Source organism: Gillisia hiemivivida (assembly GCF_007997295.1).
Taxonomy (GTDB): Bacteria; Bacteroidota; Bacteroidia; order Flavobacteriales; family Flavobacteriaceae; genus Gillisia; species Gillisia hiemivivida.
The window spans coordinates 128,853-151,484 of record NZ_VORY01000007.1 but is presented as its reverse complement, the minus strand read 5'-3'; the positions used below and the strand labels follow the sequence as shown (position 1 = coordinate 151,484).

Sequence of the window (22,632 nt, the reverse complement as noted above, 5' to 3'; positions counted from 1 at the left end):
TCAGCAGAATCATTCAACGCAAAAATAAAAGCCTTTAGAGCACAGTTCAGAGGAGTAAAAAATGTAGAATTCTTCCTCTACAGATTAACCACAATTTTTGCATAAACACAACAATTAGTCATGATCCAAAGTAAGAATCAAAGGAAAAAATATTTTAATGGCAAGGAAAATGGAATTTCTAACTTGGTAGAGCAATCAATGAAATCTGAATTTGGGCATTTAATACCACTTATAATTATTTCTTTTGTGAGCATTTATTTAATTGCAATCGGTGCAATCAAATTAGCTGTGTTTTCTCTTTTGATAAATTTGATTGGTAATTTGTATCCAATTATTCTACAAAGACATCATCGCATGAGAATACAGTCTATAAGAAAAAGGCAGCAGCCAAATTTGGTAAATCGCAAATAGTTAGCATTTGGGTAATAAGTAATATTATAGAGATCAAGTAACAAACAACTAGGGACAATACCGATAGCTAGATATCGGGGCGTGCTCCTACTTCACAATACTCGCGTTAAGCAAGACCGCCGCTACCCACAAGACAAAAATCCAAACTAAAAAACGCCAAAACGCAATCTACCCCATGCTATTTTTGCATCTAAAAAAGTCACTTACAAAAAAACAAAAGAGTTTTTTTTGCTAACGCTCAAATCCTCAAAATAGAATTTGCATTTAGCTATTAAGAATCCAACATAGGTTTATTCCTGCGTAATTGTTGTCCTAATTACAAAATGATTCTTTATTTTTACGTTTTCGATATATAGGAAAACAATGGATTATAAAAAACAGATTGGCAAAAATATGGCCGCATTATTGCTCTTTGTAGCTTTAATGTTGCCTACTGCCATTCAGTTTTTTCATGTTTTTGAAGGGCACGACCACATTGCTTGCACGGAACAGACAACTCATATTCATAAATCCAGTGTAAAGTGTGAGATAGGCCATTTTCACTTGGCATCTTTCAACTACGATATATATCAATATCCTGTTTTATTACAACCTGATATTCCTGTAAAGATTGAAGCAGACTTCGCTTCCTTACAATTCCATTCCTTTAAAATAACCAATACCCAGCTTCGCGCACCACCCATTTTTTCTTAATAAACAAAAATATATTTATTATTATGTTAATTAAGAATTTGTATGCGCACTTATGTATTATTCGTACTGCTATTAAGCAGTATTCCATCTATATCACAAACTTGTGAAAACACACTTTCTGGCACGGTAAAAGACCTTCACGATGGCTCTTTACTTGCAGGTGCAACGCTTATTGTTGCAGGTTCTAAACAAGCTGTGCAGACAGACCTCGATGGGCATTTTACCATTTCAAATCTTTGTAATGACACTTATTCCATACAGGTGTCACATCCCTATTGCTTGTCTAAAGGGTTTACCGTTAAAATATCAGGTAACACAACCATGACTTTTAAACTGGAGCACCATTTGGAAGAACTTAACCAAATTACTGTTGAGGGAAAAGCCTACAGTAACAAGTCCAAAACAATTCTTGAAAACACTATCTCAAAGGAAGAACTGGAACGTTTTAGCAGCGGTACGCTCGGCGATGCCCTTAACAGTTTGAGCGGTGTTTCTTCCCTCAATACTGGAAATACCGTTGTAAAACCTTTGATTAATGGCCTTCACAGCAGTCGTGTTGTTATCATAAATAACGGTGTTAGGATGGAAGACCAAGAATGGGGTGCAGAGCATGCCCCGAACGTTGATATCAATTCGGCTGGCAACCTTACCCTAATAAAAGGGGCAGGTGCCTTGCAATACAGTGGCGATGCAGTGGGGGGAGTTATTGTAGCAGAAGCTTCAAAAGTTCCAGTAAAAGATAGTCTCTACGGAAAGACGTTGTTTACGGCAGCATCAAATGGGCGCGGTTCTTCGCTGACTTCCCAATTAACCAAAAGCTATCAAAGCGGATGGTATGCAACAGTACAAGGAACATTGAAACGTTTTGGCGATTTTGAAGCACCAGATTATGTATTGAGCAATACTGGGATTTTTGAACGTAATGCTTCTTTGCACGTTGGACTCAATCGGTTCAATTACGGCATCGAGGCCTATTATTCCCTCTTTAAAAATGAAATCGGAATCTTAAGAGCATCCCATCTGGGTGGTGCGCAAGACCAAATTCGAGCCATAAATAGCAGCAGGCCTCTAATCATCAATGATTTTACATATCAAATCAACACCCCAAAACAAGATATAGCACACCATTTAGCCCGTATAAAAGGCTTCAAAAGGTTTGATGGCTTCGGGAAAGTGAGTTTACAATATGACTTTCAACGCAACAACCGCTTGGAATTTGATATTAGACGCGGTGCAGATAGGGATAACGCATCTTTGGACTTACAACTGGACACCCACACATTAATACTCGACTTGGATTCTAACTTGACCGATGCAATAAGCCTAAAGACTGGTCTAATGGCAAGCTATCAAAACAACTTTGCAAACCCAAATACAGGAGTGCGCAGATTGATCCCAGATTATGAAAAGTATGATTTAGCGGTATATGCCATAGCAGATTACCAGTTGAATGATAACTTCCTTGTGGAAGCAGGCGGGCGATTTGATTATACGTATATGGACACTTTTAAATTCTATCGAACCTCTTTTTGGAAATCTCGAAATTATGACGAGCTCTTCCCTGAAATAGTAGTCGAAGAATTGAACAATCAGATTTTGACTAATCCACAACTGAATTTTTATAACGCTTCAGCAACTTTGGGCGCAACATACGCTTTTGGGGAGAATTATAAACTATTTTTCAATTATTCAATAGCATCCCGTGCGCCCAATCCTTCCGAACTTTTTAGCGAAGGCTTGCATCATTCTGCTTCCCGTATAGAACTGGGCGATCTACGCTTTAATTCAGAAATTGGACATAAAATATCGTTGACTTTTCAGCGAGAAAATGAAAATTTCAGCTTTTCAGTAAGTCCTTTCATAAACACTATTAAAGATTTCATGGTTATCGAACCTACAGAAATCCAGCAAACGGTACGGGGAAATTTCCAAGTATGGGAGTATAGACAGACCGATGCACAATTGTTAGGAGTGGATTTTGATGCATCTTATGCTTTTTCTAAAAATTTCCGTTTCAATCACCAGTTCTCATTGGTAAAAGGCTACGACCGTTCTCGTGAAGAACCCTTAATAAATATGCCACCCATAAATACCAAAAATGAAATTGTCTATCAAAATCCAGAGTTCAAAAATCTACGTTTGGCATTGCAGAGCGAGTATGTATTCCGTCAGAACGAATATCCCGATAACAATTTTGAAGTGTTTATTCCAGAGACCGAAACTATGGAAACCGTTGATCTAAGCACACCGCCCGATGCTTATCATTTGCTCAATTTAAATTCAAGCATTGATTTTCAAGTCACTCAAAAATCAACACTCACAGTGGGTTTTGAAATCACCAATTTATTAAACACTTCCTACCGCAATTACCTAAACCGACTGCGCTATTATGCAGACGATTTGGGCAGAAACTTTTTATTAAATCTCAAACTCAATTATTAATTTTTTAAAACAAAAACAAATGAAAAAAGTAAAATTTTTAGCAACAGCAATTTTTGCTACAGTATTATTTGTATCATGCTCAAGTGATGATGATACGCCAGAACCAGTAAACGAAGAAGAGGTAATTACCACTTTAACAGTAACCCTTATACCCAATGGTGGTGGAACGCCCATTACCTTGCAGACCCGTGATTTGGATGGCGATGGCCCTAACGCACCCGTTGTTACTTCCGGAAACTTGGCAACTGGAGTTACATACAATGGTAGCATTGTACTGCTCAACGAAACCGTGAACCCACCGGAAAACATTACTGAAGAAGTAGAAGAAGAATCAGAGGAACACCAGTTTTTCTACACTATTGGTAGTGGGCTGGATGTGACAACAATGTATACCAATTTAGATAGAGACGGTAATAACTTGGGAACACAATTCACGCTTACAGCTGGTGCAGCGAGTTCAGGAACATTAACGTTTACACTGCGTCACGAACCTACAAAACCAAATACAGGTCTTGGCGATGCTGGAGGAGAAACAGATATTGCTGCAACCTTTAACGTAACGGTACAATAGATTTGAATTAGTCACACTTTTCTTTGTACCAAAGGAAATGCCTTCTACATACATTTTTGTAGAAGGCATTTTATTTATTGATAATATAACATCACAAATTTAAAATATTTATATTTTCAACTAGTATTGTCTGGTAAAAAAATTCAGGATTTCGGTGAGGCTATAAGTAACGTGGATTAAGACTGTTTTCAATGTTTAGGAGCTTGCTATTGGAACACAGAATTATTTTTTCCTTTTTGAAAATTTATACAGTTTGAGATATTGATTTTCAATTAGTTGAAATGAAGTCTTACGTCTTGAATCTAGCAGCGCAGCGATCTTATATCTTTTGTCGGACGACAATGATTTTCAACCTTGTTTTCGCTATTAAAGCGTGTCAATATTCTAACCTTGTCATTATGTCAATTAAGAAAGAACTCTTAGAAATAGCAAAATTATTCTTTAAGCTCGGAAGTATTGCTTTTGGTGGTCCAGCAGCTCACATCGCAATGATGGAGGACGAAGTTGTTAAAAAAAGAAAGTGGATGACACAAGAACACTTTCTTGACCTTGTTGGTGCAACCAACTTAATTCCTGGTCCGAATTCAACCGAAATGACAATGCATTGTGGATACGAGCGTGCAGGTTGGAAAGGTCTTTTTGTTGCAGGGTTTTGTTTCATTTTTCCGGCAGTAGTAATCACATCTATTTTTGCTTGGCTTTACCAAGAATATGGACAATTGCCAAAAGTTGAACCTTTTATTTACGGAATTAAACCAGCAGTAATTTCAATAATTATAATCGCGGCTTTCCGACTTGGAAAAAAAGCTGTAAAAAACATAGAACTTGCAATTTTAGGTAGTATAACTTTAGTTGCTTGTTTGTTAGGATTAAACGAAATAATCGCTCTTTTCGGTTGCGGTTTACTTGGTTTAGTAATGTATTTGTTCAAAAAAAATACAGGTAATTTAAAAAGTTTAATTCCATTTTTTCTTTTTCAGGCAATTGATCCTGTGAAAATCGGAACATTCAAAATATTTCTGACTTTTTTGAAAGTTGGGGCAATACTTTATGGTAGTGGCTATGTCTTGTTTGCTTTTCTGGACACTGAATTAGTTGCAAACGGATGGCTGACAAGACAGGCATTGATTGACGCAGTGGCTATTGGACAAATTACGCCAGGGCCAGTATTATCAACAGCAACATTTATTGGTTGGCAAATGAACGGAATTACTGGAGCAATCGCTGCAACTGTTGGGATTTTCCTTCCCTCATTTCTTTTTGTTTTGATATTAAATCCTTTGATACCCAAAATGAGGAAGTCAAAGATTATAGGAGTTATTTTAGATGCAGTAAATGTCGCAGCAGTTGCATTGATAATTGCCGTTTCTGTAGAAATGGCAAAGGACACAATAACAGATTGGCGTACAACAGGAATTGCTGTTGCAAGCTTAATTGTCGTCTTTGTTTTAAAAAAATTGAATAGCGCATTTATCGTTTTGGGCGGTGCAATAATTGGATATTTATTGACGTTTTTTTGATAAAACTAGCAAAAAAGCCAGTGTAATACATCGGTTATCGCAAATAGTGAGTATTCCACTGAAAAGGAATGTTTTAGTGATCAAGTAACAAACAAGAAAGCCGATAATCCCTTTAGCTATCGAGGCGCGTCTCAACTCCCTCCTCTGAAACTTAACCGGATTGCATAAATATAGAAGAACCTGAAACAATCAAGAACCTCGTGGCAAGCCCACGAGGAAAATACTTTTAAAAATTCGAGGCAAGCCCGCCTGAATGTTTCGGGCAGGCCTCGGGGAATTAAACCCTCAATGAGGAATTAAAAATTGATATAAAAACAGTCGTTATTTCTTCTTACCAAATTGTATTTTAACAACATTATTATTAAATTAGTGTATCTAAAAAAAAATAGTAAAATGTTAAATAATCTACTTTTTAAGTTTTTTTCTCAAAATACCAGTCATTCTGAAAGTCCCCGGATTTCCCGAAAATTTTCACAACTTCTTTTTTGGCTGGCTCTAAGCTTAGTATGCCTGCCGTCAAATGGATTTGCTCAAACAGAATGCCCATCCGTTAATGTGAAAATTCAAAATATAAGTAACAATACTGGGGTTATCGCCTGTGCGATTTTTGAATCGGAGGAAGGTTTCCCCGGCAAATTCCTGAAATATGCATCTAAGGTCATGATAACACAAATAAGCGGAACAGATGCGAGTTTTGAGTTTTCAGATGTTCTACCAGGAAAATATGCCATTGCAGTGATCCATGATGAAAACTACAACGGTGAACTTGACAAAAATTTTTTCGGTGTTCCGAAGGAGGGTTATGGTTTTTCCAGTGGTGCTGAGGTCACATTGAGTGCTCCTTCTTTTTCTGACGCTGAATTTTTATATGATGGCGGAGTTCTGCAAATGTCTATAGATCTTAGCTACTGAAAATTTAAAATTACCTAATCCTGCGGTTGGGGTTGATTTAACAGCAGGAAGATAAAAATTCCAAATCATGTTCGAATCTGCCAGAATGAGCAGCTGAAATTTATCTTTTGGAATCTACTCCTAAAACCACAAAAAGAAACCTAAAGAAAGCACTGTACTGACAAAAATCTGTATAATCAAGAACCTCGGGGGAAGACCACTAGGTGTGTCCCTATGATCCGGGAGGAAAATCCTTTTGAAAATTCGAGGCATCCCGATAGTTATTGGAACAGGGGAATTAAACCCTCAATGAGGGATTAAATAATAAATTTTCGCTTTGTGATTATCTTAAAAAAATACTATTGGCAATAACGTATCCTATGAAAAGAGTATCTTGCCGCGAACTAAACCATTTGGTGAATCAGGGAGGTATAAAGTATATCTTGCCCCCTAAGCATACACTTTTTTTGAAAGCAATTGTTCTTTAGAAGATTGAAAACAGACTATGGCATTTATAGACAAAATACTTCATGAACCATCCTATGGCTGGCAAGATGAAACTGGGGCATTAGTGGCCCCCACAAACAAGGTGCTTTTTAGTGAAGCCTTAAAAAAGACAAATATATTCCAAAGTCGAAAAAATTGGCTCCCTGCTTCTGGAATATTAATGCTTGCTTGCATGTTGCCTTTCTTTTATTTTTTTATAACCCAATACCTGAGCTTCCTTACTTTATTTATTTTCTTATTTTATGCAATGATTGTCATGAGTACTCATGGCACCATTTGGTACCATCGGTATAGCACCCATAAGTCTTATACATTCAGTCATCCTATCTGGAGGTTCATTACCCAAAACCTAGTCATTAGAACCTTCGCAGAAGAGGTATATGTGATTTCCCACCATGTGCACCATTCAAAATCCGACCTACCAGGAGACCCTTATAATGCCAAAGCTGGTTTTTGGTATTGCATGCTTGCCGATTTTAATCATCAAAGCATTGCAAGGAATTTGGATCAAAAAGAATATGGAAAGCTGAAACATTTTTTATCAAATACGGGTGTGCAAATACATAGCTATAAAAATTACCAAAAATGGGGGACGCTCGCCACACCGCTATATACTTTTGGTTTATGGGCAATTAATTGGGCTTTTTGGATTTCTGTTTTTTATGCCATAGGCGGCAGTGCTTTGGTGTGCACCACCTTTAGTGGGGCCATGTTTTGGTATATTCTAGTTCGTGCTTTTAATTATACGGGGCACGGAAAGGGGAAAGTAGCCCATAAAGATGGTATAGATTTCGACAGGAGAAACTTGTCCATCAACCAGACTAGGCCGGGCTTGTTTTCAGGAGAGTGGCATAATAACCATCACCTCTACCCAGGTAGTGCAAGAGCTGGATTTCTCCCCTATCAAATTGACACTGCGTGGATTTATATCTATTGCCTTTCAAAAATAGGAGCGGTCTCTTCTTACAGAGACTCCAAAAAGCAGTTCTTAGAAAAATATGTAAAATAACCCATTGCTATTAAGGTGATTTTTTCGTGGCCATACCACTAGATGTTTTAGAAAAAAATCTGCTTTATATATGGATAGAGCGTCTCGCCGCACTCAAGCTTGACTCGTCTGCAATAAAGACTAAAGGTTAAAATTGTGCTAAAATCAAACATTTGAACTGAACTTAGAGTGTCCAAAAAAAATGAACTAAAAGAAATTTCGAAGTTGTTTTTTAAATTAGGAAGCATTGCTTTTGGAGGTCCAGTAGCCCATATCGCAATGATGGAAGACGAAATTGTTAAAAAAAGAAAGTGGATGACTCAAGAACACTTTCTCGACCTTGTTGGTGCAACCAATTTGATACCCGGTCCGAATTCAACCGAAATGACAATGCATTGTGGATACGAGCGTGGAGGTTGGTAGGGACTTTTTATTGCAGGTATCTGTTTTATTTTACCCGCAGTAGTGATCACATCTATTTTTGCTTGGCCTTACCAACAATATGAACAGTTACCAAAAGTTGAACCTTTTATTTACGGAATTAAACCAGCAGTTATTGCAATAATTATAATCGCGGCTTTCCGACTTGGAAAAAAAGCAGTAAAAAACATAGAACTCGCAATTTCAGGTGTCTTAACTTTAGTTGCTTGTTTGTTCGGTTCAAACGAAATAATTGCTCTTTTTGGATACGGTTTACTGGTTCGAAGCGGCATAAAGGGGCTCCCTGCGGTGAAGAGATCATAGCGGTCACACTTCCCATTAGGACCATCCTTCCGCCCGATTTTCTTAAATAAGGCAAACTGTGCTTTATAGTACTTGTAAGACCAACTACGTTTACGTCCAGTTGTCTCCGCCAGTCAACTGAGCTATTGGACTCTATTTTCCCACCTACCCCGAACCCCGCATTGGCTATGGCGATGGCCAGTCTATTAAAATAAGCAATAATCTTCTTTACCGCCTGCTCAACTTCTTGCTCTTTTGTAACATCACATGTTACAGCCAGGGCATTCTGATCCTGCTCTTCAATTTCTTTTACCAACTCTTCCAGGCGCTCTTTTCTCTTACCGAAACGGCTACGTGAGCACCCTTGCGGGCAAACTGAATTGCCAATTCACGACCTATACCCGATGAGGCACCTGATCAAATTCATTTTAGGCGGATCATATCTTCCAGTGCAGCCGGTGGCGGAATAAGTTCACCCCGAGCGTTGGCCTGTTCAAAATACGTGTGCCAGCCGGCTTCTTCCACCCTATTTTGGTTTTGAAGGTTCTATTGTAGATATTTCAATCGGAACTATTGCAGAAAGCATTGCAATCTATTTGGGAATTCCTTTTTTAATGGGGATTTTAAGTCGACTGATTTTAGTAAAACTCAAAGGTAAAGAATGGTACACTAAAAAATTCATTCCGACAATTTCACCAAAAACCTTAGTTGCACTATTATTTACGATAATTGTAATGTTTTCTTTAAAAGGAGAATTGATCGTGGAAATCCCGATGGATGTTCTAATTATTGCAGTTCCTCTACTTATCTATTTTAGCTTAATGTTCATCATTGAGTTTTTCATAACCAAAGCAATGGGAGCAGAATACGACAAAACAGCAGCAGTTGCATTAACAGCAGCAGGAAATAATTTTGAATTAGCAATTGCAGTTGCAATTGCTGTTGCAATTGCTGTTTTCGGACTAAATTCAGGACAAGCATTTGCAGGAGTAATTGGTCCGTTGGTTGAAGTACCTGCATTGATTTTATTGGTTCGAGTTTCATTTTGGTTACGGAAAAAATATTACGGAAAAGCGACCGCTTAAAATCGGGAAAATGGAAAAAGTACTGACGAATAACATCTGTTATAAACATATGGCGGGCAATTGATTAAAAACCGATGTCTTAGACAACGAGTAATTAACAACAAAGCATAAAAAAAGTGTCTCCAATCCACCCAGCTTGGGTTACCCATAAGAAACCTGATCACAGAAAAAATAAAAGAGATGTTTCCTAGATTTGGGCATAAAAGCATAATACCGAACAATAAACTACTCAATCTCAAATAGTTTCCAAAAGGCAGGTATATGTTTAATTATGAAAGCATTTCAGCTGAAAATTGATGAAAAGTTTCATTTTACTCTTTACTTTCATTAATTTCGTTTTCTGATGCAAAAAAACAATCACATAAAGGCTCTTTTCTTTTTAGGCATATTTAGTCTATTGCTTTTGCATCAAGTTGTGCCTCATTGGCATCATCAGAACGAAGTGGAGCATTCGCATAAAGCTGTTGCACACAGTGAAAGTCACAGCCATCATCACGATACCGATAAAAAAGACAGTACTAAAAAGGAATTTTTAGATTTATTTTTGGATATACATGTGCATTCAATAGCTTCTAATGAAGTACTATTGACACAAGAAAATAGTATAAATCAAATTAAAGTCAAAAGGGCAGTAAATATCCCAACCTTTATTGATTCTTATAATATTTCTTTAAACTATGATGATAAAGCCGAAAAGATTGCGTTATATCATCCACCCAATAACTATTTCAACAAATATCGCTCTTCCCTCCACTTAAGAGGCCCGCCATCTTTAGGTTAATCGTTTAGGAAAACTTCCCTAGGGTTAAGTATTTCAATCTATAAATTCAGATTAAACCTAAAATTTCAAACAATGAATAAACACATCGTATTCGCACTTTGCGGATGCCTGTTCTTTATTAATGGTTTCTCACAAATTAGAAATACAGAGGAATTACTTAATGAAATAGAACAGAATAATATAGAGTTAAAAGGCTATCAATCTTTTATTAAAAGTCAGCAACTCGAAAATAAAAGCAATAACAATTTGCCTGACCCTCAATTATCTGGATATTATTTGCCATTTGGTGATAATATTACAGATGAGTACACAGAATATCAAATATCACAATCATTTGAGTTTCCAACTGTATATGCTGCACGTGATAAATGGAACGATTTAAAATCGATTCAAATACAATCTGCATATGCAAAAAAGAGGCAAGAAGTTTTATTAAATGCAAAGGAGTTTCTAATAGAACTTGCTTTCTTACAAAAACAAAAAGTCATTGAAACCGATAGAAGAACCCTAAGCAAACAGGTTTTCGAGCAAATTCAAGAACTTTTTAATAAGGAGCAAGTAGGTATTTTAGATTTGAATAAAGCCAAAATTGCTTGGATTCAAGAACAGTTTGTTGTTGATCAAATTGAAGGTGATATTGAAATTCTGAAGTATAAACTTAAAACCTTAAATGGTGAAAAACCTCTAGATGGGCTTTCAAAAGAAACTATAATTTCAACAGAAATAGCAAGTCTAGAGATCCTTTGGGAAGAAAAATTAACCCTCGACCCTTCGTTACAAGAATTAAATGCTAACGAAAAAGCTTCCTTGCAGAAAGTAAAGTTGGAGAAAAACAAAGTATTACCAGATTTAGCTCTAGGCTATAACTATCAAGGGGTTATTGGAAATAATTACTCGGGTTTTTACGGTGGCCTTTCTATTCCATTATGGAGTAGCAAGAACAAGGTAAAGGCTGCACAAGCTAACTATGAGTATCAGCAATCTAATACCCAAATAATCACAACATCGCTTTACTCCCAATTTCAAGAAACATTTAGTCGCTACAAATTGATGAGCTCAAAATATAAAGAATATCAAATCACGATGAGCAATTTAGACAGTGAAAAATTACTCTTTAAAGCGTATAGGTTGGGCGAATTTTCGTTTATGGACTACTATGTAGAGCTTCAGTTTTATCGAAATGTATCAGATAAAATGTTGCAAATGGAAAAAGAACTGCAATTGCTTCAAGCACGATTACTAAAACATCAATTATAAATTTAAAACATAACAGTATGAAAATTTCAAAAATAATATTCGCAATAGCTATAGTTTCAATGGTTAGCCTAACCTCCTGTAGAGATACAAAGAAAGAAACTACAGAAGAACACGGTCATGAACATGATGCAGGTGGTGGTCATCTTCAAGACGAGAATGTTGAGCAAGAAGAATTTCAAGTAGGAAAAGATACTTTGAAAGCCAAAACCGAAACTCATAAACACGGTGATGATGCAGAACACCATGATCACTAAAATTTTAATAAAAAAAACAGATGAAATATATAATTATAGTGCTCGCCTTTTTGGCCATCTCTTGTAATAATAAGACCGAAGATGCACACGCACATAATCCCGATGGTAGTCACGCTGGTGAAGATATTCCACGGTTGAACCATACAATTTGGACAGATAAAACCGAATTATTTGTAGAATTTCCTGTATTAATTGTTGGTAATTCTAGCAGATTTGCAGCCCACTTTACGGTATTGGATAAGCACCAACCTGTGCGTGAAGGTTCTGTTACAGTTAGTTTGATTAAAGGCGACCAAGGATTGCGAAATACCGTAGATGAACCTTCATCACCAGGCATATTTTCGCCAACAATTCAGCCTAAAGCAGCAGGAACATACCAACTTGTTTTTGAATTAAAAACACCTGAATATTCAGATAAAATTACAATTAGTGATGTTACCGTTTATGCTAATGCAGTTGAAGCCATAAAAACACTGGGTACTGCCGAAGACGATGGCGGTATTTCCTTTTTAAAAGAACAGGCTTGGAAAATCAATTTTCAAACAGCTCCTGTTGTTTCAGGTAAAGTTTATGATGTTATTAATACTTCTGGCGTATGGATGCCTGCACCTGGTTCTGTTAAATCCTTGGCAGCAAAATCCAATGGCGTGGTAGACATTGCAGTTAACAATCTCACAGAAGGAACAAAAGTGAAACGCGGACAGTTACTAATTAATGTAAGCAGTCAAGGTTTAGCTTCCAATAATTTGAGCACAGAAATTGCCAAGGCACGTTCCAATTTTGAACAGGCAAAATCAGAATATGAACGAAAAAAGCAATTGTATGAATCGAAAATTGTTCCTAAAGCTGAATTTGAAAAAGTAGAAAGCAATTTTGAGATTGCAAAATCCAATTACCAAAGTCTCTCGTCAGGAGTATCTGGTGGTGGTAAACAAATTCGTGCACCTTTTGATGGCTATATCACAGCAATTAATGTAGCTAATGGTGATTATGTAGACCAAGGCGTGGCACTAATTACGGTAGGAACGCATCAATCCAGAGTGTTAAAAACCCAAATAGCACCTTCTTATGGGCTTACAATGGAGAATGCCCAAGGAATTTGGTATCAAAACAAAGATGGGACATGGAGTAATGTGGCAGCTTCTGGAGATTCTATTCTTTCTATTGCAAAAGAAGTAGATAATAACAGACCGCTTATTTCAGTATTTGTACAAGTAAACAACGATGTTGAAATGCCAGAAGGCAGCTTAACGCAGGTACAAATTGCAATGGGCAATGCTACACAAAATACTATGATTCCGGCAAATGCTTTATTAGAAGATTATGGCAGCTATTCAGTAATGGTACAACTTTCAGGAGAAAATTTTGAAAGGCGTCCTATAAAAATCGGAAAGCGCAATGGCGAGAATATAGAAGTATTAGAAGGCTTGGAAGTTGGTGAAGTGGTTGTAACTAAAGGCGCATATCAAGTTAAAATGGCTTCGATGTCTGGTTCAACCCCTGCACACGGTCACGATCATTAAAAACGAAGAGAATGTTAAATAAAATATTATCAATTTCACTTCAAAATAGATTACTTATTCTATTGGGGGCCTTGGCATTAAGCGTATTGGGTATTTATTATGCCAATACTATGAATGTTGATGTATTCCCAGACCTCACAGCACCAACGGTAACCATTCTTACCGAAGCACACGGAATGGAATCTGAAGAAGTGGAAAAATTAGTAACCTATCAACTGGAAACAGCCTTGAACGGTTCGCCAAATGTGAGACGAATTCGTTCTTCATCGGCAGCAGGAATTTCCATTGTTTGGGTAGAATTTGAATGGGGAACCGATATTTATCGGGCACGTCAAATTGTAAGTGAACGTATCCCAATGGTTCGTGAAAACTTGCCAGAAGGTATTGGCGCACCAACTATGGCACCTATTTCATCCATTATGGGCGAAATAATGCTCTTAGGAGTAACCTCAGATAGCCTGTCACCAATGCAGTTAAGAACATTGTCTGATTGGACAATCAGACCACGTATAAAAGCTATTGGTGGTATTGCCAATGTGGTGGTTATTGGTGGCGATTACAAACAATATCAAGTATTTGCCAATCCTGAAAAGATGAAGCATTACGATGTAAGTCTTTCAGAGCTTGTTGAAAAGGTAAAGCAATCTAATACCAATGCTCCTGGTGGTATAATTAATCAATATGGCAATCAATATATCATTAAGGGTAGCGGTCGTGCCTATGCCTTGGAGGATCTACAAGAAGCAGTATTAAAGCAAGTAAATGGGCAAACAATAAAAATCAAGGATGTGGCTACGGTGCAAATTGGAGCTGCCGATAAGATTGGTGATGGTTCATTAAATGCAAATCCTGCGGTGATTTTAACTATATCCAAACAACCCGATGTTAATACTTTGGAATTGACAGATCGTTTAGATGTTGCAATTGCCGACTTACAAAACACATTGCCTAAAGGCGTCGAAATTAAAAGTCAAATTTTTAGACAGTCAGATTTTATTGATTCCTCCATCAGCAACTTGAATCAGACCTTATTAGAAGGTGCCTTTTTTGTGATGATCATCCTTTTTATCTTTTTAATGAATTGGAGAACAACCATTATTTCGTTAGTTGCGATTCCTATTTCATTATTGGTTTCTATTATCATTTTAAAATGGTTAGGGTACACCATTAATACCATGAGTTTAGGTGGAATGGCGATTGCCATAGGAGCGTTGGTAGACGATGCGATAATTGATGTTGAAAACGTGTATAAACGTTTGCGTGAAAACATAAGAAAACCAAAAGAGGAACGAGAATCAACTCTAACTGTTGTTCGTGATGCTTCAGTAGAAATACGAAGTTCCATCATGATTGCTACATTAATTATCATTGTATCATTTATTCCGCTGTTCTTTTTAAGCGGAATGGAAGGACGTTTATTACAGCCTTTAGGTATTGCATTTGTTACCTCTGTTCTAACCTCGTTAATCGTGGCTGTAACAGTAACTCCAATATTATGTTCTTACTTACTAAATAATGAAAAGCTACTTCTTAAACAGGCAGATGGTACAAAAGTGGAGCGATGGCTACAAAAGAACTATTCCTATGTATTAGAAAAGGTCACCAAAATTCCAAAGACCATAATTGGGGTAACGGTGATCGCATTTCTTATCAGCCTTTTAGTGGTTACACAATTGGGAAGAAGCTTTTTACCAGAATTCAATGAAGGATCTTTAGTGATTAGTGTCGTTGGGCCACCGGGAATGTCTTTGGAAGAAAGCAATAAAACAGGAAATTTGATAGAACAGATTCTATTGGAGTTACCTGAAGTAGAAGTGGTAACCCGAAGAACAGGACGTGCAGAACTTGATGAACATGCCCAAGGAGTTAATGCTGCCGAGATTGATGTGCCTTTTATTCTGAAGAACAAAACCAAAGAAGAATTTTTTGAAGAAGTCCGCACGAAACTAAGCATAGCCCCAGGAGTAAATATTACACTAGGCCAACCTATTGCACATCGCATAGACCATATGCTATCAGGGACACGTGCCAATATTGCGATTAAAATTTTTGGTTCAGATTTACAGAGCTTATTTGAAGTAGGTAAAAATATCGAACAAAATATCAAAGATATTGATGGCTTGGCAGACGTTGCTGTAGATCAACAAATTGAAGTACCACAAATACGTATTAAACCAAAGCGGCAGATTTTATCGGCTTACGCAATGACAGTTGGTGATTTAATGGAACAAGTGGATATTGCTTTTGCAGGTGAAGAAGCGGGTGAGATATATGAAGGTCAAAAGTATTTTGATTTAGTGGTACGTTATGACAAACCATTTAGAGATGATATTGAAACAATTGGTAATACATTAATCAGTCTACCCAATGACGGTCATACCACTTTAGCAGAACTAGCAACTGTGCAGTCTGTAAGCAGCCCGAATACCATTACTCGTGAAGATGTGCAACGTAAAATTGTAGTTGCTGCAAATGTTCAAGGAAGGGATTTACGAGGTGCTGTAAATGAAATAAAAGAGGTTGTTGCAAATAATGTGACAATGCCAGAAGGATACCGAGTGGAATATGGCGGACAGTTTAAAAGCGAATCTAAAGCATCGCAATTGCTTTTAGTAACTGCAATCATTGCCATAGCAATTATTTTTTTATTACTGTATTATGAATTTAAAGATGTTAAATTAGCTTTCGTGGTACTTATAAATTTACCGTTAGCTCTAATTGGTGGGATTCTCATAGTTTATTTTACATCGGGAATTATCAGTATTGCTGCGACTATAGGTTTTATTAGCCTATTTGGAATTGCTACTCGTAATGGAATATTATTGGTGTCGCGATATGAAGATTTAAGAAAAGAAGGGATATACGGGTTTCAGTTAATAAAAGCAGGAGCTCTAGATCGTCTAAATCCAATACTCATGACTGCCTTTACTACAGGTTTAGCACTAATACCACTAGCTTTAAAAGGCGGTGAACCGGGAAGTGAAATTCAAAGCCCGATGGCTGTGGTTATTTTGGGAGGATTGTTATCTGCAACCATACTAAATTTGGTAGTGATTCCTTGTGTATATCAGTTAGTAATTGGTAAACGACAATCTTAAGAAGAAAAAACTTATTAGTTAAGAAAGGGCTGTGTTAAAAGTGCACAGCCTTTTTTCTTAAAGTTACTGATAATAAAAAATTATCGAGTCCGATATAAATTGTCTTTATTACAATTATCATCTATAAAAAAAGCTCACGCTAAAACCCATACGCACTTATAATTAATCACAGGTTAATAAATTGTTTTGCTGTTCGTTAATGTTTCATATTTCGCTGAAGCCAACACAAAAGCAAACCCCAAAACTTGGGAGTAAACGCGCATTCCTTTTGTAAGGCTGAAACAAAAAAGTAAGTGAGTAACAAGGAACTGAGATAATAAACAAACCTATTCTTCCTTAATTTCAGATACTATTAGTCTAAAGTCACAGATTCAAGCTATTGATTCTTCGCCAATCGACTTACAAAACTTCGCATGAAAATTAAAATAGATTCACAGTAGATCCATAGTAAAAACCTAGGCGCACCTTCTATATATTTAGTAATTTAGATCTATGAATAAAATTGATATTCGCACGGTAAATGTGGTGCAATATGTACAACCTTTACGAGAAGGCGGTTCACTACCAGCAATTGTTAAGGCAGATGATGGTTTCCTATATGTAATTAAATTTAGAGGTGCTGGGCAGGGTAAAAAAGCACTCATCGCCGAGTTTATAGGTGGTGAATTGGCGCGATCTATAGGCTTAAAAGTTCCTGAGTTGGTATTTATGAATCTGGATGATTCATTTAGTAAGACAGAACCAGATGAAGAGATTCAAGACTTACTTAAATTTAGTGTTGGATTAAATCTTGGTCTACATTTTTTATCAGGTTCCATTACATTTGATCCATTAGTGAGTGAAGTAGATGCTTTAACCGCTTCAAAAGTGGCCTTATTGGATAGTATCATTAGCAACATAGACAGAACTGCTAAAAACACCAATTTACTACACTGGAATAAGGAACTTTGGGTTATTGACAATGGTGCAAGTTTTTATTTCCATCATGATTGGAAAACTTGGGAAAATCATCTTACCAGAACTTTTCCTCTTATAAAAGACCATGTACTTTTACAAAAAGCAACTCAGTTAGAAGAAGCTTCAAAAGAGATCCTGCAGTCCATCAATCAAGATAGAATTATAGAAATTATCTCCAACATACCGGAAGACTGGCTGCTAAGCGAATCTGACACTATGACTAGCAGCGAGATGAGGGAAGCATATATTCAATTTCTAAACACACGTCTTTCTAAGATTGATCTACTAATTAAAGAAGCTATAGATGCAAGATAAATATACATTTGAATATGCGATAATAAGAATTGTTCCCAGAGTAGAACGAGAAGAATTCTTTAACGTCGGGGTTATTTTATTTTGCAAACGGAAAAAGTTTATCGGTATCAAATACCATATCAATCCAGATAAATTAAAAGCATTCTCACCAGATTTAGAATTAGATTTCTTTGAAGATTATTTAAAGGCCTGGGAATTAGTTTGCGATGGCGCAGCTGCTGGAGGAAAAATAGGTGCTATGGAATTGTCAGATCGTTTTAGATGGTTAACAGCCTGCAGAAGCACCATTATTCAAAGCTCTAAAACTCATCCTGGTTTAAGCGATGATCCGCAAAAAACATTAGAAGACATCTTTGAAAAACAGGTGCTTTGATAAGTTAAAACAAAATATAATCCCGAAACGTCGGTACGGATCGGTAGTATACCTAAAAGCTAGTATCTTTTTAAACGTTAAGTTTAATATAATATCGCGTTAGTTCCAAATTAAAAAGCGACTTATAACACTTTAAAAAAATCTGATTTGTGTATATTATCGGCATATCAAAAGTTGAAATTATGGAAGACAATAAAATGCTAAATTATATTAAAGATGTACTAGAAAATATGCCAACTAACTGGTTGAATCTAACAACGCATCGACTGGATATTTATGATGAAAAATTGGCGAAAACTCAGTTTCTGGAACAGTTTGAAACCTTATATAAAAGCAATAATTCTACTACCTCTGCACTAAATATATTACCCACAGCTTACGACTATATTAGATTAGGTCATCCCTTATCTTGTATATTAGAATGGGGAATTGCTAACTTAAATAATATAAAACCAAATAATGTAATTAGTTTTTCATCTAAGACGATACCTATTTTAGCTATTCTAAGAAAAAATTCATTAGATAATAAAAACACACAAATTATATATACAGGTGAATTACCTGACTTTTTTGATGCTGAAGTAGTACGGCGTGTTTATGGTTATAAATTTGAGCTAAAGAAAGTTGAGAAAGCATCAGCCATTTCTAAGTTTAGCGGCAGTACGATCTTCATTTCGCAACAAGATGAAATAGGTACTATTCACCTCCCGACAAATGTTGACTTTTTTATCAGTCTACACTCTTATCTTGGAAGCGTTTTAGTAGTAAATGCTGAAGAAAATGAGAGTTACATTTCAGACATTCAGCATGTTCGAAGAAGAGAGACTATTGCGATGACACCAGCCGATTGTTTTTCTGCCTTGCAGCTGTTAATAGGGAAGTCTTCTTCTGCTTATAAGAAAAGTAATGTAGAGACAAACAAAACAAGTGTGGTAGATTCAATTAAGGAGATCACCGCTACAAATTCAAAAGCGCTTCTTGGTTCTTGTGGCCTATCTGTTCAATACGCGATAATGATGGGTCTCATTCACGATGCTTTAGAAAATCATAAAGGAAAGGCTATCAAATTTATTGTTCCTCCAAATTGTTATGGCGGCACAAATGACCAGGCAAGGCGAGTTGCTGCTTGTACTAATAATGTTGAAGTAGTGGACTTACCAGTGGATGGTGATAACGATATGGTGCAAAGTATCGATAGGGTTTTAGATAAAATTGCCAACGAAGATGCTGTCCCGTATATAATTGCTGAAATTCCAACAAACCCCAGAGTTGAAGTTCCAGATCTAGAAAAACTGAGAGATGTTTTAAGTAAAACTCGTAAAACTGAATCTGGTGAAGTTGCTATCGATCCTGTTTTTATTTTAGATCAAACATTTTGTCCTAACATACAATTTTTAAGTAAAGATGGAATCCTCTCAGCGATCAGAACGATTTCATATGTAAGTGGATCGAAATTTCCGAGTGGAGGAAAATGTACTGCCGGCTACTGTGTAGCAAATAAAAAAGGGGAAGCTTTGATGGAAAAAATAGACAAGCATTTGAGGCTTTGCGATAACGAAGCTACAAATCTTCAGGTTGAAATATTAGCAAACCAACTACCATCAATGAATCAAAGGATTAATGATGCTTATAAGAATACACGTGAATTTGTAAACTTTATCAAGGAAACTCTACCAACTGCGAAAATCAATTTTGTTTCAGAAGAATTAGCACAAGAAGGCTTTACCCCATCTGTATTTTCATTAGATCTTCCCACTAAAGGGACTAATGATGAAGAAAGAGAAGCTTATAAAAGGGAGTTGAATCTTAAATTAATCAATCTAATGATTACAGAAATCCCGAATGAAAGTAAGTACTGTGTGAGCTATGGGCAGTTAAAAGGATGTTATTGGACGATACCTGCAACATCTACTCAAGGGACGACTAAAGAAGGTGACAAAGATTATATTGCCCGTGTATCAGTATCTCCTAATTTGGATCTTGATCATCATAAAAAAGTCTTTTCGAAATTTGTGGAGCAAATTTAATCCCTCATTGAGGGTTTAATTCCCCGAGGCCTGCCCGAAACATTCAGGCGGGCCTGCCTCGAATTTTTATAAGTATTTTCCTCCCGAAGCATCGGGAGATGCCTCGTGGGCTTGCCCCGAAGTTCTTGATTTTCATCAAAAATTGAAGAGAATAATAAAAAAGCGAATTGAGTATAGATAAATCAATCACCTCCAAACTCGTTTTTATATTGAGTTTCCTGACCTCTGCTTTCTGGTGTCTGGTTCAATTCATCGATGTGTATCATTTTGCAGTATTGGGTGCAGCATTCGAAATTTTATGGCTACCTATGATAATATCGCTATTTATTTTACCAATACTTACTCTCATTTTTTGGGGAATAGATAAGTTTAATCTAAAATCATTTAATTTCTATTCTTTCATAATAATTCTGGCTACAGTTGTGCTAACTATTTTAAGAAATTAATATTAAATTAAAGTTATTTTAAAAAGGAAAATGTAATCTGATGTCTGCTTTTATACCAGTTTGATTGTTCACCTAATAATATTAAATGATTCCCGTGATGCTTTTCCGATAGCGCTATATTTTGCAATTTAAAATCTGAATCTCATAGTGGTTCGGGACAGAGTGACGGAATCAATTTTAATGAGTATTTTGTTTTTAGACAATGAAAAGATGTTTAGAATGAAATTCTTAAGTATCGGCTTATAATTTTGAACTGATGGATTTTGTTAAAACAATGATTTATTCAATCTCTAATTTCTTAATTAGATTAATTGCTCTTGTCCATTTCTTATATATTTCAATCGGCTTTGAATAGGATTCAATTTCAAATTCCCAAGGAATTAGAACTTCTACATCATTTTTGTCCTTTAACTCTGGAATCCATAATCTAATATATTCCTGAGCTTTATACTTATTAGATTGGTGCACAGGATTGGTATAGTAAATTTCATATGCTTGTACGTGCCAGTTTAACCAGTTTGCACTTACATCATAATCTATAAGTCTGCTTTCAAAATATGCTGCCCCCCAGGTCCAATCGATATTTAAGTCATGCACAAAATAACTCGCACAGTTCACCCGCCCTCTATTGCTCATATAACCAGTTTCATTGAGCTGTCTCATATGTGCATCAATAAACGGAATTCCAGTTTGACCTTCACACCATCTTTTAAAGAGTTTAATATTATTTTCAAACTCAACTTTCTTTTTCTTAAAGCCTTCAGTTTTAAATATCATGTCTCCAAATCGCATACCTTTAAATGTGAAATAATCTCTCCAAACAAGTTCAAAAACTATCCACCAGGTGCTTTGATTTTTCTTGATTTGCTCTTCATACTTTATAACAGCACTATAAATTTCTCTTGGAGATAAACAGCCCAGAGCCAGATATGGAGAAAATTTTGAGCTGTAATCCAAGCCCAAAGATTTATTTCTGGTCCATCTGTAACCGGTAAGTAATTCAGAATTGAAAGTGTAATATTGTAATCGTTCCAGACCATTATCTTCTCCGCCTTTTACAAACACCGAAGCATTATCATATTCAGCCTTCGAAAATCCGAAATCAGCATAGCTAGGAAAATCAGTGCTAGAAATATTGGGAATCGATTTCAAAATCGACGGAGCCTGAAAAGGAATTCTAGGACTGGATTCTTTGGATGCTGGTATTCTATAAGCTTTACTGGTTAATGGGATTTCAGAAATTTTAAACGGAATATCATCGATATGATACAATGTTTTACCCCAGTAAAAATTAAATTGAACTTTGGGTAATTTTTTCTGAACGGAATTAACTAATTGTAATTCTTCATAACCATATTCACATTCACCAAAAATTTCGGTAATATCATACCTATTTACAATCTCTGGAATAAATTCTGAAGCTGTAATCTCACTGATAAGAAGATGACCGTCTAATCCTTCAAGTTTAAATTTTAGATTGTTTACCGATTCTTCAAGAAATTTGAATCTATTTATTCCAGACTTCTTAAAGCCCAATTTCAGATCCTTGAATAAACTTTTTTCTACACAATAGCAAAAAATTAACTCATCGCAATTGGCGATGGCCTGGCAGAGTGCCTCATTATCATGTAGTCGCAAATCATTCTTAAACCAAACTAGACCTTTTTTCATGCAGATAATAATTCGTGATCTTAAATAGTATATGGCATCTAGCTAGAAATATACCTCATTATGCGTGATGTATTAATATATAAATTAAATAAGGCCGTT

General features: G+C 36.2%; 17 protein-coding genes and 3 pseudogenes. 17 read left to right on the top strand and 3 right to left on the bottom strand.

The annotated features are described in order from the left end of the window. Positions 1 to 120 precede the first annotated feature (120 nt). The 8 genes and pseudogenes from ES724_RS08590 to ES724_RS16740 form a co-directional block, all read left to right on the top strand. The gene (locus ES724_RS08590) at positions 121 to 411 is read left to right on the top strand and encodes a glycosyl-4,4'-diaponeurosporenoate acyltransferase CrtO family protein (protein ID WP_146932110.1); all 291 of its coding nucleotides are present in this window, start codon (positions 121 to 123) and stop codon (positions 409 to 411) included. 363 nt (positions 412 to 774) lie between these two features. After that, the gene (locus ES724_RS08585; protein WP_146932108.1) at positions 775 to 1,104 is read left to right on the top strand and encodes a hypothetical protein; all 330 of its coding nucleotides are present in this window, start codon (positions 775 to 777) and stop codon (positions 1,102 to 1,104) included. 42 nt (positions 1,105 to 1,146) lie between these two features. Next, positions 1,147 to 3,546: a TonB-dependent receptor gene (locus tag ES724_RS08580; protein WP_211362754.1), complete on the top strand. Its 2,400-nt coding sequence runs from the start codon at positions 1,147 to 1,149 to the stop codon at positions 3,544 to 3,546. A 19-nt stretch (positions 3,547 to 3,565) separates the two neighbouring features. Beyond that, entirely contained in the window at positions 3,566 to 4,117 is a 552-nt protein-coding gene (locus ES724_RS08575) for a type 1 periplasmic binding fold superfamily protein (RefSeq protein WP_146932104.1), read from the top strand. 398 nt (positions 4,118 to 4,515) lie between these two features. Continuing rightward, positions 4,516 to 5,637, top strand: a complete 1,122-nt coding sequence (gene chrA / locus ES724_RS08570) for a chromate efflux transporter (protein WP_146932102.1) — start codon at positions 4,516 to 4,518, stop codon at positions 5,635 to 5,637. Positions 5,638 to 6,030: 393 nt separating this feature from the next. Continuing rightward, positions 6,031 to 6,549, top strand: coding sequence for a DUF2141 domain-containing protein (locus ES724_RS08565; protein WP_146932100.1), 519 nt, complete (start codon positions 6,031 to 6,033; stop codon positions 6,547 to 6,549). A 484-nt stretch (positions 6,550 to 7,033) separates the two neighbouring features. Further along, positions 7,034 to 8,044, top strand: coding sequence for a fatty acid desaturase (locus ES724_RS08560; RefSeq protein WP_146932098.1), 1,011 nt, complete (start codon positions 7,034 to 7,036; stop codon positions 8,042 to 8,044). 168 nt (positions 8,045 to 8,212) lie between these two features. Continuing rightward, positions 8,213 to 8,722: pseudogene (locus ES724_RS16740) on the top strand (chromate transporter); the annotation flags it as partial. A gap of 82 nt (positions 8,723 to 8,804) precedes the next feature. Here the strand turns inward: ES724_RS16740 and ES724_RS17015 are convergent. Continuing rightward, positions 8,805 to 9,062, bottom strand: a pseudogene (locus ES724_RS17015) (SDR family oxidoreductase); the annotation flags it as partial. Positions 9,063 to 9,169: 107 nt separating this feature from the next. Then, positions 9,170 to 9,271, bottom strand: a complete 102-nt coding sequence (locus tag ES724_RS17010; RefSeq protein WP_394345071.1) for a DUF6616 family protein — start codon at positions 9,269 to 9,271, stop codon at positions 9,170 to 9,172. Between ES724_RS17010 and ES724_RS08540 the strand changes: the two are divergent. The 9 genes and pseudogenes from ES724_RS08540 to ES724_RS08500 all read left to right on the top strand — a co-directional run. Continuing rightward, positions 9,262 to 9,831, top strand: a pseudogene (locus tag ES724_RS08540) (arsenic resistance protein); the annotation flags it as partial. The gene ES724_RS17010 and the pseudogene ES724_RS08540 overlap by 10 nt on opposite strands. 343 nt (positions 9,832 to 10,174) lie before the next feature. Next, a complete protein-coding gene (locus ES724_RS08535) occupies positions 10,175 to 10,612 on the top strand; it encodes a hypothetical protein (protein WP_146932092.1) in 438 nt (145 codons plus the stop codon). 72 nt (positions 10,613 to 10,684) lie between these two features. Beyond that, on the top strand, positions 10,685 to 11,869 hold the full coding sequence (locus ES724_RS08530) for a TolC family protein (RefSeq protein ID WP_146932090.1): 1,185 nt from the start codon (positions 10,685 to 10,687) through the stop codon (positions 11,867 to 11,869). 59 nt (positions 11,870 to 11,928) lie between these two features. Continuing rightward, positions 11,929 to 12,123, top strand: a complete 195-nt coding sequence (locus tag ES724_RS08525) for a hypothetical protein (protein WP_146932088.1) — start codon at positions 11,929 to 11,931, stop codon at positions 12,121 to 12,123. 20 nt (positions 12,124 to 12,143) lie between these two features. Continuing rightward, a complete protein-coding gene (locus ES724_RS08520; RefSeq protein ID WP_146932086.1) occupies positions 12,144 to 13,646 on the top strand; it encodes an efflux RND transporter periplasmic adaptor subunit in 1,503 nt (500 codons plus the stop codon). Between the two features lie 11 nt (positions 13,647 to 13,657). Continuing rightward, entirely contained in the window at positions 13,658 to 16,744 is a 3,087-nt protein-coding gene (locus ES724_RS08515) for an efflux RND transporter permease subunit (RefSeq protein ID WP_146932084.1), read from the top strand. Positions 16,745 to 17,236: 492 nt separating this feature from the next. Continuing rightward, entirely contained in the window at positions 17,237 to 18,016 is a 780-nt protein-coding gene (locus ES724_RS08510) for a HipA family kinase (protein WP_146932082.1), read from the top strand. After that, on the top strand, positions 18,006 to 18,389 hold the full coding sequence (locus ES724_RS08505) for a DUF3037 domain-containing protein (protein ID WP_146932080.1): 384 nt from the start codon (positions 18,006 to 18,008) through the stop codon (positions 18,387 to 18,389). Before ES724_RS08510 ends, ES724_RS08505 begins: the two co-directional genes overlap by 11 nt. 182 nt (positions 18,390 to 18,571) lie before the next feature. Continuing rightward, positions 18,572 to 20,416: a PLP-dependent transferase gene (locus ES724_RS08500; RefSeq protein ID WP_146932078.1), complete on the top strand. Its 1,845-nt coding sequence runs from the start codon at positions 18,572 to 18,574 to the stop codon at positions 20,414 to 20,416. 725 nt (positions 20,417 to 21,141) lie between these two features. On the opposite strand, the gene ES724_RS08495 is transcribed toward ES724_RS08500, so the two are convergent. Further along, complete coding sequence (locus tag ES724_RS08495; RefSeq protein ID WP_146932076.1) at positions 21,142 to 22,533, bottom strand: DASH family cryptochrome; 1,392 nt, start codon at positions 22,531 to 22,533, stop codon at positions 21,142 to 21,144. Between the last annotated feature and the right edge of the window lie 99 nt (positions 22,534 to 22,632).

Excerpts from the sequence above, each read along its gene's own strand:
- ES724_RS08530 (WP_146932090.1), top strand. The coding sequence starts at position 10,685 with ATGAATAAACACATCGTATTCGCACTTTGCGGATGCCTGTTCTTTATT.
- ES724_RS08590 (WP_146932110.1), top strand. The coding sequence starts at position 121 with ATGATCCAAAGTAAGAATCAAAGGAAAAAATATTTTAATGGCAAGGAA.
- ES724_RS08515 (WP_146932084.1), top strand. The coding sequence starts at position 13,658 with ATGTTAAATAAAATATTATCAATTTCACTTCAAAATAGATTACTTATT.
- ES724_RS08505 (WP_146932080.1), top strand. The coding sequence starts at position 18,006 with ATGCAAGATAAATATACATTTGAATATGCGATAATAAGAATTGTTCCC.
- ES724_RS08560 (WP_146932098.1), top strand. The coding sequence starts at position 7,034 with ATGGCATTTATAGACAAAATACTTCATGAACCATCCTATGGCTGGCAA.
- ES724_RS08585 (WP_146932108.1), top strand. The coding sequence starts at position 775 with ATGGATTATAAAAAACAGATTGGCAAAAATATGGCCGCATTATTGCTC.
- ES724_RS08510 (WP_146932082.1), top strand. The coding sequence starts at position 17,237 with ATGAATAAAATTGATATTCGCACGGTAAATGTGGTGCAATATGTACAA.
- ES724_RS08525 (WP_146932088.1), top strand. The coding sequence starts at position 11,929 with ATGGTTAGCCTAACCTCCTGTAGAGATACAAAGAAAGAAACTACAGAA.
- ES724_RS08520 (WP_146932086.1), top strand. The coding sequence starts at position 12,144 with ATGAAATATATAATTATAGTGCTCGCCTTTTTGGCCATCTCTTGTAAT.
- chrA (WP_146932102.1), top strand. The coding sequence starts at position 4,516 with ATGTCAATTAAGAAAGAACTCTTAGAAATAGCAAAATTATTCTTTAAG.
- ES724_RS08495 (WP_146932076.1), bottom strand. The coding sequence starts at position 22,533 with ATGAAAAAAGGTCTAGTTTGGTTTAAGAATGATTTGCGACTACATGAT.
- ES724_RS08580 (WP_211362754.1), top strand. The coding sequence starts at position 1,147 with ATGCGCACTTATGTATTATTCGTACTGCTATTAAGCAGTATTCCATCT.
- ES724_RS08565 (WP_146932100.1), top strand. The coding sequence starts at position 6,031 with ATGTTAAATAATCTACTTTTTAAGTTTTTTTCTCAAAATACCAGTCAT.
- ES724_RS08500 (WP_146932078.1), top strand. The coding sequence starts at position 18,572 with ATGGAAGACAATAAAATGCTAAATTATATTAAAGATGTACTAGAAAAT.
- ES724_RS08535 (WP_146932092.1), top strand. The coding sequence starts at position 10,175 with ATGCAAAAAAACAATCACATAAAGGCTCTTTTCTTTTTAGGCATATTT.
- ES724_RS08575 (WP_146932104.1), top strand. The coding sequence starts at position 3,566 with ATGAAAAAAGTAAAATTTTTAGCAACAGCAATTTTTGCTACAGTATTA.